Annotated in this window: 13 protein-coding genes; all 13 read right to left on the bottom strand. The window is 65.3% G+C overall.

What is annotated here, in order from left to right; translation table 11 throughout:
- Positions 1-24 precede the first annotated feature (24 nt).
- Positions 25-1659 carry a F0F1 ATP synthase subunit alpha gene (atpA, locus tag GUY23_RS08365; RefSeq protein WP_166971401.1) on the bottom strand — a complete coding sequence of 545 codons (1635 nt, stop codon included), beginning with the start codon at positions 1657-1659 and terminating at the stop codon, positions 25-27.
- A gap of 81 nt (positions 1660-1740) precedes the next feature.
- Positions 1741-2547, bottom strand: a complete 807-nt coding sequence (locus GUY23_RS08360; RefSeq protein WP_166971399.1) for a F0F1 ATP synthase subunit delta — start codon at positions 2545-2547, stop codon at positions 1741-1743.
- Positions 2547-3098: a F0F1 ATP synthase subunit B gene (locus GUY23_RS08355; protein ID WP_166971397.1), complete on the bottom strand. Its 552-nt coding sequence runs from the start codon at positions 3096-3098 to the stop codon at positions 2547-2549. Before GUY23_RS08355 ends, GUY23_RS08360 begins: the two co-directional genes overlap by 1 nt.
- 19 nt (positions 3099-3117) lie before the next feature.
- The gene (atpE, locus tag GUY23_RS08350; RefSeq protein WP_166971395.1) at positions 3118-3342 is read right to left on the bottom strand and encodes a F0F1 ATP synthase subunit C; all 225 of its coding nucleotides are present in this window, start codon (positions 3340-3342) and stop codon (positions 3118-3120) included.
- A gap of 79 nt (positions 3343-3421) precedes the next feature.
- A complete protein-coding gene (gene atpB / locus GUY23_RS08345; protein ID WP_166971393.1) occupies positions 3422-4168 on the bottom strand; it encodes a F0F1 ATP synthase subunit A in 747 nt (248 codons plus the stop codon).
- Between the two features lie 354 nt (positions 4169-4522).
- A complete protein-coding gene (locus tag GUY23_RS08340; RefSeq protein ID WP_166971391.1) occupies positions 4523-4969 on the bottom strand; it encodes a hypothetical protein in 447 nt (148 codons plus the stop codon).
- Positions 4966-6075 carry an MraY family glycosyltransferase gene (locus GUY23_RS08335; RefSeq protein WP_166971389.1) on the bottom strand — a complete coding sequence of 370 codons (1110 nt, stop codon included), beginning with the start codon at positions 6073-6075 and terminating at the stop codon, positions 4966-4968. The genes GUY23_RS08340 and GUY23_RS08335 overlap by 4 nt, the downstream gene beginning before the upstream one ends.
- Positions 6076-6726 (bottom strand): L-threonylcarbamoyladenylate synthase, encoded by a 651-nt coding sequence (locus tag GUY23_RS08330; protein ID WP_166971387.1) that lies wholly within the window; start codon positions 6724-6726, stop codon positions 6076-6078. It abuts the gene before it with no gap.
- A gap of 39 nt (positions 6727-6765) precedes the next feature.
- Positions 6766-7653: a peptide chain release factor N(5)-glutamine methyltransferase gene (gene prmC, locus GUY23_RS08325; protein WP_166971385.1), complete on the bottom strand. Its 888-nt coding sequence runs from the start codon at positions 7651-7653 to the stop codon at positions 6766-6768.
- 25 nt (positions 7654-7678) lie between these two features.
- The gene (prfA, locus tag GUY23_RS08320) at positions 7679-8755 is read right to left on the bottom strand and encodes a peptide chain release factor 1 (RefSeq protein ID WP_166971383.1); all 1077 of its coding nucleotides are present in this window, start codon (positions 8753-8755) and stop codon (positions 7679-7681) included.
- Between the two features lies 1 nt (position 8756).
- On the bottom strand, positions 8757-10793 hold the full coding sequence (gene rho / locus GUY23_RS08315; protein ID WP_166971381.1) for a transcription termination factor Rho: 2037 nt from the start codon (positions 10791-10793) through the stop codon (positions 8757-8759).
- A gap of 223 nt (positions 10794-11016) precedes the next feature.
- Complete coding sequence (gene thrB, locus GUY23_RS08310) at positions 11017-11919, bottom strand: homoserine kinase (RefSeq protein ID WP_228282804.1); 903 nt, start codon at positions 11917-11919, stop codon at positions 11017-11019.
- 2 nt (positions 11920-11921) lie between these two features.
- Positions 11922-13007 carry a threonine synthase gene (gene thrC / locus GUY23_RS08305; protein WP_166971379.1) on the bottom strand — a complete coding sequence of 362 codons (1086 nt, stop codon included), beginning with the start codon at positions 13005-13007 and terminating at the stop codon, positions 11922-11924.
- Position 13008 lies beyond the last annotated feature (1 nt).

The raw sequence follows: 13008 nt of genomic DNA, 5'->3' as shown, positions 1-13008 counted from the left end.
TCCTTTCGCCGTTACGGAACAGGTTCAACGCTTCTGCCGAACGATCTGCTCCTGCTCGACATCATCCGCGGAGGCAGCGGCGGTGTCTTCGCTGCCGGCCTTCGATCCACCCTGGTCCGAACTGACGAACTCCTCGGAGAATCCGGCCAGAGCCGACTTGAGCTCTTCGGTGGTGTCGTCATCGAGCTTGAGGGTCTCACGAATGGTCGTGAAGATACCGGTCTTGCGTTCGATGTAGTCGTGCAGCTCGGATTCGTAGCGCAGCACATCGTCCACGGGGATCTCGTCGAGGTACCCGTTGGTACCGGCGAAGATCGACACGGTCTGCTTCTCGAACGGCATCGGAGCGAACTGGCCCTGCTTGAGCAGCTCGGTCAGACGTGCACCGCGAGCGAGATCGCGCTTGGTGGTCTCGTCGAGGTCCGAGGCGAACATGGCGAATGCCTCGAGCGAACGGTACTGGGCCAGCGAGATCTTCAGCGTACCTGAGACGCCCTTGAGCGCCTTCGTCTGTGCGGCGCCACCGACGCGGGAAACGGACACACCGACGTCGACAGCGGGGCGCTGACCGGCGTTGAAGAGGTCCGACTGGAGGAAGATCTGACCGTCGGTGATCGAGATGACGTTGGTCGGAATGAACGCGCCGACGTCGTTGGCCTTGGTCTCGATGATCGGCAGACCGGTCATCGAACCGCCGCCGAGCTCGTCGGAGAGCTTCGCGCAGCGTTCCAGCAGACGCGAGTGCAGGTAGAAGACGTCACCCGGGTAGGCCTCGCGGCCCGGCGGACGACGCAGAAGCAGCGACACTGCACGGTAGGCTTCGGCCTGCTTCGACAGGTCGTCGAACACGATGAGGACGTGCTTGCCGTCGTACATCCAGTGCTGACCGATGGCAGAACCGGCGTAGGGCGCCAGGTACTTGTAGCCAGCGGGGTCGGAAGCGGGCGAGGACACGATCGTCGTGTATTCGAGCGCGCCGGCCTCTTCGAGGGAACGGCGGACTCCAGCGATCGTGGAACCCTTCTGGCCGACCGCGACGTAGATGCAGCGGACCTGCTTCTTCGGGTCGCCGGTCTCCCAGTTGGCCTTCTGATTGATGATCGTATCGATGGCCAGAGCGGTCTTACCGGTCTTGCGGTCGCCGATGATCAGCTGACGCTGTCCGCGTCCGACCGGGATCATCGCGTCGATGCTCTTGTAGCCCGTCTGCATCGGCTCGCGCACTTCCTGGCGATCCATCACGCCTGCGGCCTGGAGCTCGAGCTCACGGCGACCGTCGGCTTCGATGTCGCCGAGACCGTCGACGGGACGACCCAGCGGATCGACGACGCGACCGAGGTATCCCTCGCCGACCGGGATCGAGAGGACCTCGCCGGTGCGGTAGACGTTCTGTTCTTCGGCGATTCCGGAGAATTCACCGAGGATGACGACGCCGATCTCCCGTTCGTCGAGGTTCTGGGCCAGGCCCAGGGTGCCGTCCTCGAAACGGAGGAGTTCGTTGGCCATGGTTCCGGGCAGACCGGAGACGTGGGCGATGCCGTCACCAGCGGTGACGACCTTGCCGACCTCGGTCTTCTCCGAGCTCTCCGGGTTGTACGAATCAACGAACTTCCCGAGAGCGTCCCGGATCTCTTCCGGGCGAATTGTCAGTTCCGCCATCTGGTTTCCCTGCTTCCTTTACTCAAATCTTGCGTCCGACGACCGGTGGGCCGCCTATGCCGGAGGAGCCGGCCACTTGTGTCAACCTGCGAGCTTGCGCTGCACATCGGCCAGTCGATCGGCCACGGTGGAGTTCATCATCTCGTCGCCCACCTGGACCCGGACTCCCCCAAGGACACTCGGGTCGACCTGGACATTGAGCACGAGTTCACGACCGTAGCTCGCCGACAGCGCCGACTGCAGCTTCTCGGTCTGGGCCTCGGTCAGCGGTTTGGCGACGGTGACGTCCGCAACCGAGCGCTGCTGCCGGGCCGCGAGGATGTCGCTGTACTGATCGAGCGCGGTCGCCACGCGGAGGCCGCGCGGATGCAGTGCCGCCTGAACGATCAGGGTGATGGTGTCGGGGCTGGCCTTGCCGGAGAGCAGATCGGAGACAAGGCTCCGCTTGGTCTCCGCCGGCGCGTCCGAATCGAGTGCACGAGCGAGTTCGTGCTCCGATTCGAGCAGGCGCGCAAAGCGGAAGACTTCCTCTTCGACCTGACCGAGTTCGCCATTGGCCTGGGCAGCGGCTGCCACGGCGGTCACGCCTGCGACCTCGAGGCTCGTGACCAGATCCTGGGTACGAGCCCAGCGCTGGCCGACGGCCGCATCCGCGATGCGCAGAACCGCATCGGCTGTCCGAGTCGAGAACAGAGTCCGCAGCAGCTGCTGCTTCTTCTCGGCCGACTCGGACGAGTCCGCCAAGGCCTTGCGCAGACCGACGTTCTCCGCCAGCACTCCCACGACGGCGAGTGTGCCTTCACCGATGCCTCGGGCGTCGCCCGCCGAGATCTCGGAGTTGGCGGTTTCGAGAACGGCCTGCAGGGACAGTCTGCTCGACTGGAGCATCACGCCCCCTTGACCGGCTGTGCGGAGGAGTCGGACTCGAGATCGGCGATGAAGCGATCAACCACGTTGGCCGAGCGCTGATCATCGGTGAGCGACTCTCCGACGATCCGCGAAGCCAGGTCCGTGGCCAAGGCGCCGACCTCGGAACGCAGCTGCACCATGGCAGCCTGACGTTCGGCGTCGATCTGGGTCTGTGCCGTTGCAATGATGCGATCAGCCTCGGTGTGAGCCTGAGCCTTCATATCGGCGATGATCTGAGCGCCCTCTTCCTGAGCCTCGGCGCGCAGTCGTGCAGCCTCTGCACGACCGTCGGCGAGCTGCTTCTGATACTCGGCCAGAGCCTGATCGGCTTCGGCCTGAACCTTCTCGGCCTTCTCAATGCCACCCTGAATGCGCTCGGCGCGCTCGTCGAGGGTCTTGTTGAAGGCCGGCAGGACGTACTTCCAGACAACCAGGAAGACGATCAGCAGGCAGACGGCACTCCAGACGATGTCGTACAGCGCGGGGAGAAGCGGGTTCTCCTCGGACGCGACGATGGTAACCGGAGTCATCTTTCAGTCCTCTTCGAGATCAGGGCAGGAAGAACGGGGTGGCGATACCGATGAGGGCCAGGGCCTCGATCAGAGCGATACCGAGGAACATGTTTCCGCGCAGGGCGCCTGCCATCTCGGGCTGACGAGCGGTTCCCTCGATGGTCTTGCCGATGACGATACCGACACCGATACCGGGACCGATGGCCGCGAGGCCGTAACCGATCGTCGAAACGCTACCTGACACTTCGGCGAGCATATCCATAGGATGCTTTTCCTTTCATAATGGAGTCGGGTGGTTGGCCCGACCGTGCAACTCGTGAGTTACGGTTCTGGGAGCTATCTCAGTGGTCGTCCGAGATAGCGGCATTGATGTAGACGCAGGCGAGCAGGGCGAAGATGTACGCCTGCAGGACGACGACCAGCATCTCGAGAAGGAAGACGAACATTCCTCCAGCGAAGGTGAGGATCGAGAAGAACTGGAACCCGTTCGACGCATCGAAGAGGAAGAAGCTGGTCGCCGAGAAGCAGAGGACGAGCAGCAGGTGGCCGACCATCATGTTCGCGAAGAGTCGGATCGCCAGCGTGAACGGCTGGGTGACGAACTTCGTGATGAACTCGATCGGGATGAGCAGGATGTGCATGGCCGGCGGAACGCCGGGAAGGATCAGAGAATCCTTGAGGTAGCGGCCGAGGCCCTTCTCGGCGATGCCTGCCCAGTGATAGGTCACATAGACGACGAGGGTGAGGACGATCGGCAGTCCGATGACACCAGTGCCGGGCATATTGAGGAACGGAATGAGCTTCGTGACGTTCCAGAACAGGATGCCGAAGAAGATCGCCACGATGAGCGGCATGAACTTCTTCGCCTTGTCCTTGCCCATCGTGTCCTCGGCGATGCCGACGGTGACGAACTCCATGGCGAGTTCCATCGCCGACTGGAAACGGCTCGGGATGAGCTTCATGCGCTTGGCCCACACCGCGAGAAGGATGACGACAGCCACCGTAGCGAGGATGCGGATGGCCATCACGCGGTTCATCTCGAATGGGGTGCCCTCGAAGAGGAAAGCCGCCGGGAAGAATTCCGCCATCGATGGCGCGTGAAAGCCGCCTTCAGCAGCACTGATCGTTGTGTTCGCGGCGTTGAGTGTTCCCACGTTGTTATTTCTCTCCCATGGTCAAGGGCCTTGATGGCCTGGCCTTGGCCGCGCAGTCGACGCACGGCTTTTGGTTCAGGAGCGACAGAGGGCGAACTCGCGCCCTAGCACCGCAACTACTCTACCAATTGTAGAGAGTCACCGACAAATTCATCAGGCTTCTCTGTGCAATTTCTGTCAGCGATTTTATCCAACACGTCACCACTCGGTCGACGAGGGCAGCGGGTGTGTGACCGATGCGTCATCTGATCGGCTGTTCGAGCCCCAACGAGCCCGGTGCCGAACCCTCTACTTCGCCTCCGGATCGACATAGGGCACGCGCCCTTTGACGACGGTGACCGCCTCGACGATGGAGCTGCCGAGCACGGCGACGACGATAGTCAGGAACGCCGTGGTTCCGTCGAGCCACGTCGCGTCCTTGATCCGCCAGATGACGATCATGAAGATGAAGGCCTTGAACAGGAAGCCGACGCCGAGCAGTCCGGCGATCGTCGTCAGTCCCATATTCCGGCCCAGATACATGGTCACCAGGGTGATGACGATGAAGACCGCGGCCAGTCCCCCACCCACGGCTCCCCCGACGAGGCCGGGCGCTCCCGCGGCGAGCCAGCCGATGCCCATACCGAGCGCGGCGACGACGATGACGAGGACGATGCCGCGTACGAGCAGCGTCCTCCAGACCCTGGTCCAAGCGGCTTCGACTTCGGTCTCGGGTCGCGGTGTCGGGTCTGTCACGAGATTTCCTCTCTGGCTTTCTGACGCATTCGCAGGGGGTAGAACGTGAAGATCAGGGTGATCGCAACGAGGCCGCCGATGACGCACGCGACGAAGAACCACCCTTTGAAGAGGAGCAGCACCGAGCCGAAGGCGATGAGCGCGGTCCAGGTGTAGAGGATGAGCACGGCACGGGCGTGTGAGTGACCGAGCCGCAGCATCCTGTGGTGGAGGTGCTTGGCATCGGCGGAGAACGGCGACTGGCCGGCCCGCAGACGGCGCACCACCGCCAGCCCCAGGTCGAGCAGCGGCAGGAACATCACTGCGATCGGGAGAATGATCGGCATGAAGGTGGCGAAAGCCCTCTCCTGTCCGATCAGGGCAGGATCGACCTGACCGGTCACCCGAATCGTCGAGGCGGCAAGCAGCAGGCCGATGAGCATCGACCCCGAATCGCCCATGAAGATCCGCGCGGGGTTGAAGTTGTGCGGCAGGAATCCCAGGCACGCTCCGACGAGGATCGCGATGATGAGCGAGGCGAGGTTGGCATACGACTCCGGTGAGGCGTCGCGGGCGAGCCAGTAGGAGTAGATGAAGAACGCGATGCCGCCGATCGCGACCACGCCGGCGGCCAGTCCGTCGAGTCCGTCGACGAAGTTGACGGCGTTGATCGTCACGAGGACGACGAGGACGGTGATGATCAGCGACATCCGCGGGGAGCCGATGATGACCCCGCCGAAGGGGATGGACAGCAACGCCACGCCCTTGATCGCCATGAAGCCGGCGGCCAGCGCCTGTCCGGCGAGCTTGGCCATCCAATGGAGGTCCCAGATGTCGTCGATGACGCCGAGCAGGCAGAGGAGCCCAGCGGCTCCGGCGATGCCGATGATCGGACCGGGTTCGACGAAGATCCGCTGCAGGAACGGCGTCTGGGAGGCGAAGACGAGGCCGACGATCAGCCCACCGAACATCGCGACTCCGCCCAGCCTCGGCGTGGGGACGGAATGCACGTCGCGGGCACGCAGAGGTGAGAAGATCCGCCCCCGTTCGGCCACCCGCTTGACCATCGGGGTCAGCAGGTACGCCACGAGGGCGGAGACGATGAGGATGAACAGGTAGGCGCGCACTCAGCCGTCCAGGTCGATGAGGTCGGGGACGATCTCGCGCAGCTGATCGACCGTGATCGGTCCGCGTCGGACGATGCGCGGGGTGTCCCCGCTGAGGTCGATGATCGTCGAGGACATGCCCGACTCGCGCACTCCCCCGTCGACGTAGATGTCGACGTCGTCGCCGAGCATGTCCTGCGCGTCGTCGGCGGTCTGGGCGGCCGGCTGGCCGGAGATGTTCGCACTCGAGACGGCCAGAGGTCCGGTCCGGGCGAGCAGGGCCAGGGCGTATTCGTCGTCGGGCATGCGCACGGCCACGGTTCCGTGGGTGTCGCCGAGGTCCCAGTCGAGCGAGGGCTGCGCGTTCGCGATGATCGTCAGCGGACCGGGCCAGAATTCGGCGGTCAGTGCCAGCAGAGTCTCACCGACGCCGTCGACCAGACCGAAGATCGTCTCCGCCCGTGGAACGAGGACCGGTGGAGGCATATCTCGCCCCCGCCCTTTGGCGGCGAGCAGCGCCGCCACTGCGGAGGCGCTGAAGGCATCTGCGGCGATCCCATAGACGGTGTCAGTGGGGATGACGAGCAGACTGCCCGTGTCGGCCACACGCGCACACTCGTCGAAGACGAGGTCGCGGATATCGGCTTGGCTGACGTCGAATCGTCTCGACACGAGTTCTCCGTTTCGAATCTCTGGGCAGTGGTTGAGCGGTCAACAGCCGTCGCTCGCCGCACGGCGAGCGACCGTATAGCGGTCGCGTCCAGTGTAGTCCGGGTAGGTCGCAGCCTGTCTCAGACTGGCCGTGGCATCGAACAGTTCGCGTGTTCCGGGCCCCTGCTCCTCACCGTGCTCCATGAGGAACAGGCCCCCGGGTCGCAGCAGCGCAGCGGCCTCGGCGATGATGAGAGCTGGAATCTCGAGTCCGGTGCTGCCGCCGTAGAGCGCGGCCGCGGGATCGTGTTCGGCGACTTCGGGATCCCTCGGGATCGCCGCATCCGGCACATACGGCGGGTTCGTCACCACGACATCGGCCCGTCCGATGAGCTCGGGATGGCTCTGTGTGATCGTCGTCGCGTCGCCGGGGAGGAATTCGACAGTCGATTCGCCGAGGCTGACCCTCCCCAGGTTCGTCTGCGACCACTCCAGGGCCGCGGGTTCGCGTTCGATGCCGAGGACGTCGACGCCCTCGGACTCGGTGGCCAGTGCCAGCGTGATCGCGCCTGATCCCGAGCACAGGTCGATGACGAACGGCCGGCCGGGTCCGTGATGGTCGGCGAGTTCGTCGAGGACAGCGCCGACGAGGAGTTCGGTCTCCGGTCTGGGAACGAACACTCCCGGTCCGACCTGCAGTTCGAGGTGTCGGAAGTGGGCGATTCCGGTGAGGTGCTGCAGGGGGATCCGCTGCCGCCTGGACTCACAGAGTTCGGCGAAGACTCGAGTGATCTCGGCCGGCACCGCCTCGTCGAAGAGCCGACGGCGGCTCAGCGTCGCTGAATCGATGCCCCATGCGTGAGCGAGCAGTGCGGAAGCGTCGGCCTCCGGTGCGGGGACCTCGGCCTCGCGCAGCAGTGCGACGGCGCCGCGAAGCAGAGCGCTCACGCGTGCAGACTGTCCGGTGTCCAGTTCAGTCCCCCAGGGCGTCGAGGCGCGCGGCCTTGTCGGTGTCGCGGCAGGATCCGATGACAGGATCGAGTTCTCCGGCGAGCACCTGGTCGAGGTTGTAGGCCTTGAACCCGGTGCGGTGGTCGGTGATCCGGTTCTCCGGGAAGTTGTAGGTGCGGATGCGCTCGGACCGGTCGACGGTGCGCACCTGCGAACGGCGGATATCGGCGGCCTCGGCTGCGGCCTCCTCGGCCTGTTTGGCCAGGATCCGGGCGCGCAGCATGCGCATGGCGGCCTCTTTGTTCTGCAGCTGGGACTTCTCGTTCTGGCAGCTCGCCGTGATCCCGGTCGGCAGGTGGGTGATCCGGACGGCCGAATCCGTCGTATTCACCGACTGTCCGCCCGGCCCGGAAGAGCGGTAGACGTCGATGCGCAGATCGTGTTCGTCCAGGTGGACCTCTTCGGGCTCGTCGACTTCGGGGAAGACGAGGACTCCGGCGGCGGAGGTATGGATGCGGCCCTGGGACTCGGTGACAGGTACGCGCTGGACCCGGTGGACGCCGCCTTCGAACTTCAACCAGCCGTACGCTCCCTCATCCTTGGCCTTCACGGCCAGGGTGACGTCCTTGTAGCCGCCGAGGTCGGAGTGAGTGGCGTCGAGGAGCTGACTCGACCAGCCGCGCGAGTCGATCCACCGCTGGTACATCCGCAGCAGATCGCCGGCGAACAGTGCGGACTCCTCGCCGCCCTCACCGGCTTTGATCTCGATGATCGCATCGCGGGCGTCATCGGGGTCGCTCGGGACGAGGAGGTCTCTGAGCTCACCTTCGAGGGCAGACATCTCCGCGGAGAGCCGTTTCGCCTCGGCGGCGAAGTCGGCATCGTCCTCGGCCAGCTCGAGGGCGGCCGAATGGTCGGCCTCGAGCTGGGAGAAGCGCCGGGCGGCCTCGGCGACCCTATTGAGTTCCGCGTACCGCCTGGTCAGCTTCTTGGCCCGGCCGGCGTCAGCGTGGACGGCGGGATCGGAGAGTTCCTCCTGCACCCGCGCATGCTCATCGAGCAGAGCGCTGACGCTGGCCGTGAGGGTGGAATCGGCCATCTCAGTTGTTGTCGGTCGAGGACTTCGGCAGAGGCGTTGTCTTCTGAACCTGCATGAGGAACTCGGCGTTCGAGCCGGTCTCCTTGAGCTTGGACATGAGCAGTTCGACGGCCTGCTGCTGCTCGAGACCCGAGAGGAGTCGACGCAGCTGCCACATCACCTTCGTCTCTTCGCCCGTCATCAGCATCTCTTCGCGGCGGGTGCTCGACGCGTTGACGTCGATGGCCGGGAAGATGCGCTTGTCGGCGAGCTGACGGCTCAGGCGCAGCTCCATATTGCCGGTGCCCTTGAACTCTTCGAAGATGACCTCGTCCATCTTCGAACCGGTCTCGACCAGCGCGGTGGCGAGGATGGTCAGCGAACCGCCGCCCTCGATGTTGCGCGCGGCACCGAAGAACTTCTTCGGCGGGTAGAGTGCGTTCGCGTCGACACCGCCGGAGAGGATGCGGCCCGAAGCCGGCTGCGCGATGTTGTAGGCGCGGCCGAGGCGGGTGATGTTGTCGAGCAGAACGACGACGTCCGAGCCCATCTCGACGAGGCGCTTGGCCCGTTCGATGGCGAGTTCGGCGATCGTCGTGTGGTCGTCGGCGGGTCGATCGAAGGTCGAGGCGATGACCTCACCCTTGACCGCGCGTTGCATGTCGGTGACTTCCTCGGGACGTTCGTCGACGAGGACGACCATGAGGTGCGCTTCGGGGTTGTTCTCGGTGATCGCGTTCGCGACCTGCTGCATGATCGTCGTCTTGCCCGCCTTCGGGGGTGCGACGATGAGTCCGCGCTGTCCCTTGCCGATGGGCGTGATGAGGTCGATGAGACGCGTCGAGTGCAGCTTCGACGTGGTCTCCAGACGCAGTCGCTCCTGCGGGTAGAGCGGGGTGAGCTTGGAGAACTCGACACGCGAGCGAGCGTCGTCGACGCTCAGACCGTTGACGGAGTCGAGGCGGACGAGCGCATCGAACTTCTCACGCTTGTTGCCCCGCTGTTCGTTCTCACGCGGCTGACGGATCGCACCAGCGACGGCGTCGCCCTTGCGCAGGCCGTTCTTGCGCACCATGGAGGCCGAGACGTAGACGTCATTCGGGCCCGGCAGGTAGCCGGAGGTGCGGAGGAAGGCGTAGTTGTCGTGGACGTCGAGGATGCCGCCGACGGGGATGAGCACGTCGTCGTGACGGATGTCCGGCTCGTCGTTGCCGCGGCCGCGACGCTTCCGGTCCCGCCCGCGTCCGCGGCGGTTGCCGCGGTCGTCATCGTCGTTGTTGTTGCGGCCGCGACGATTGTCACGGTCGTTGTTGCCGTTGTTCCGGTTGTCGCGATCGCCGCGGTTGCCGCGATCCTCACGACCGCGGCGGTCGTTGCCACCCCGGTCGTCACGGTCATTTCCGCCGCGATCATTGCGATCGTCCCGGTTGCTGCCGCTGCCGCTGCGGTCATTGCCACTGCGGTCATCGCGGTCGCTGCCGTCGCGGTCGTTCTGCCGGTTGCGGCGATCGGTGTCGCGTCCGTTGCGGTTCTCACGGTCACCGCCTCGATCCTGGCGGCCCGAACGCTCGGACGAGTCATCCTGCTCGCGGGACTCGTTCTGATCGGATCCGCGTGAGCGCGAACGGTTCCGGCGGGAGCGCTGACGGTCCTGGTCGCCGTCCTTGTCCTCGTGAGATTCCGCCGCCGACTTCTCGGGGGCGGCCTCGCCGGCGGCGGGGGCCTCGGTGCGCGGTTCGACGATGAGTGCCGGAGCATCTTCGGACTCGGCGGGCGCGGCCCGACGCGAGGAGCGACGGTTCGCCGGTTCCTGCTTGGCCTCGTCCTTCTTCTCCGCTGACTTTCCGCGAGCGGCGGAAGCGGCGGACTTCTTCTCGGCGGGGGCAGAAGCGCCCGATCCGCCCGAATGGCTGTTGATGGCGTCGATCAGTTCGCTCTTGCGAAGTCGACGGTAACCCTTGATTCCCAGGCCTGCTGCCATTTCCTGGAGCTGGGGCAGCCGAAGCGCAGTGAGGCTGCCGCTGCGCGGCGTGGAATCGTGAGTGGTGGTTTCAGACACGAAGGTCCTTCTCCCTCTTTCGGCCGTGCGGCATGTGCCGTTTGCTCACGGCGACGGAAACACCATTGACGGTGCGTTGTGAAAGAAAACCTGCAAAAGAATGAGCAGGAGATGTTCCGGAATGTATGACATCGGCATCGGACCTGTGAAGAACAGCGGGAAGCCGTGCACGTCGGAACACCGTCAGTCTACTTGTTCGTCGACGATGATGCGAATCGTTTCGTCAACTTTCTCGGAACACCCGATATCCGTCGAGGTCAATCAAGGTCCGCCTGGACACGACGCCGTCGGGTACCGCCGTGTCGGGGACGTTGTTCGCGAGCACGAGCACCGTGGGGCCGGCCCCCGAGATCACCGCCGGCAGACCGTGGGCGCGCAGGGCGTCGACGAGCGCCATGGACTCCGGATAGGCGCTGCGCCGGAATTCCTGGTGGAGCCGTTCGTCGGTGGCCGCGAACAGCGCCGAGGCATCGTTGAGGAGTCCGTGGACGAGCAGCCCCGCGCGGGCGGAGTTCTCCGCCGCGACCTGGTGAGCGATCTCCGCGGGGATGAGGCCCCGGGCGATGTCCGTGTCCAGGCGCACCGACGGCACGAGCACCGTGACCGCGTCGAGCGTGCGCACGGGTACCTGCCAGGACCTGGCCGGACCTGAGAGGGAGATCGTGAATCCGCCGAAGATCGCCGGGGCCGCATTGTCGGGATGGCCCTCGTAGTCCGTGGCGATCTCGAGGATGCGTTCGCGAGTGAGTTCTTCCCCGGTCGCCCAGTTCCCGAGTTCAGCCGCCAATGCGATTCCGGCGACTACCGCTGCCGCCGAGGAGCCCAGGCCGCGTGAGTGCGGGATCCGATTGACGCAGTCGAGGGCGATGCGGTCGAGCAGTCCTGGGTCCGCAGTGGGGAATTCTGCGGCGAAGACCTCGGCGAAGACTCGCATGACGAGATGGGTGCGGTCGCGCGGCAGACCGTCGGCGCTCTCCCCCGTCACGGTGACGCATCCGGCAGGGTCGACGGGGTGGTCGTGGACGCTCAGGGTGAGCGTGTCGACGATGTCGAGCGCGAGGCCGAAGGCGTCGTATCCCGGTCCCAGATTCGCCGAGGTGGCCGGGACCTCGAGTCGCAGGCGCACGCTCAGCTGTCCTCGAGGCCCAGGGCACGGGCGGCGCTGACGGCGTCGACCGAGACCCGTACGGGTTCGATCTCGGATCCGTCGGTGGTGTGCAGGGCCCAGGAGGGATCCTTCAGCCCGTGTCCGGTGACGGTCACGGCGATCGTCGCGCCCGCGGGGATGCTGCCGGCTTCCGCCTTCTTCAGCAGTCCCGCCACCGAGGCGGCCGATCCGGGCTCGACGAAGATGCCCTCTTCGCGGGAGAGGAACTTGTGGGCAGCGAGGATCTCATCGTCGGTGACCGATTCGATGAGTCCGCCGGAGTCCTCACGGGCGGCGACGGCCTGAGTCCAGCTGGCGGGGTTGCCGATGCGGATCGCGGTGGCGATCGTATCGGGTTCGTCGACGGGATGGCCGAGGACGAGCGGCGCGGCGCCGGCGGCCTGGAAGCCCCACATCTGCGGCAGCTTCGTCGCGACGCCGAGCTCGCGGTACTCGTTGTAGCCCTTCCAGTAGGCCGTGATGTTGCCGGCGTTGCCCACGGGCAGGACGTGGATGTCGGGAGCGTCTCCGAGCACGTCGACGACCTCGAAGGACGCGGTCTTCTGGCCCTCGATGCGGTCGGGGTTGACCGAGTTGACGAGGTGGACGGGGTAGGACTCGGAGAGTTTGCGGCACAGGGTCAGGCAATCGTCGAAGTTGCCGTCGACCTCGAGCAGCGTGGCACCGTGGGCGATCGCCTGGCTCATCTTGCCCGGAGCGATCTTGCCCGTGGGCACGAGCACCGCGCACGTCAGTCCTGCCTTCGTCGCGTAGGCCGCGGCCGAGGCCGAAGTGTTGCCCGTCGATGCGCAGATGACGGCCTTGGCCCCGTGGGCCACGGCCTTCGTGATGGCCATCGTCATCCCGCGGTCCTTGAACGATCCCGTCGGGTTGAGCCCTTCGTACTTCACCCACACCTGGGCGCCCGTGACCTCGCTGAGCTTCTCCGCTCGAATCAGTGGGGTGCCGCCCTCACCGAGAGTGACTGCGGGGGTGGTCTCGGAGATGTCGAGAAGGCTGCGGTATTCCTCGACGACGCCCTGCCACTGGTGTCTGGGGTAGTTCATT

It is taken from the genome of Brevibacterium atlanticum (genome assembly GCF_011617245.1).
In the GTDB taxonomy this organism is placed as follows: domain Bacteria; phylum Actinomycetota; class Actinomycetes; order Actinomycetales; family Brevibacteriaceae; genus Brevibacterium; species Brevibacterium atlanticum.
This window is presented reverse-complemented; position numbering and strand designations above follow the sequence as displayed.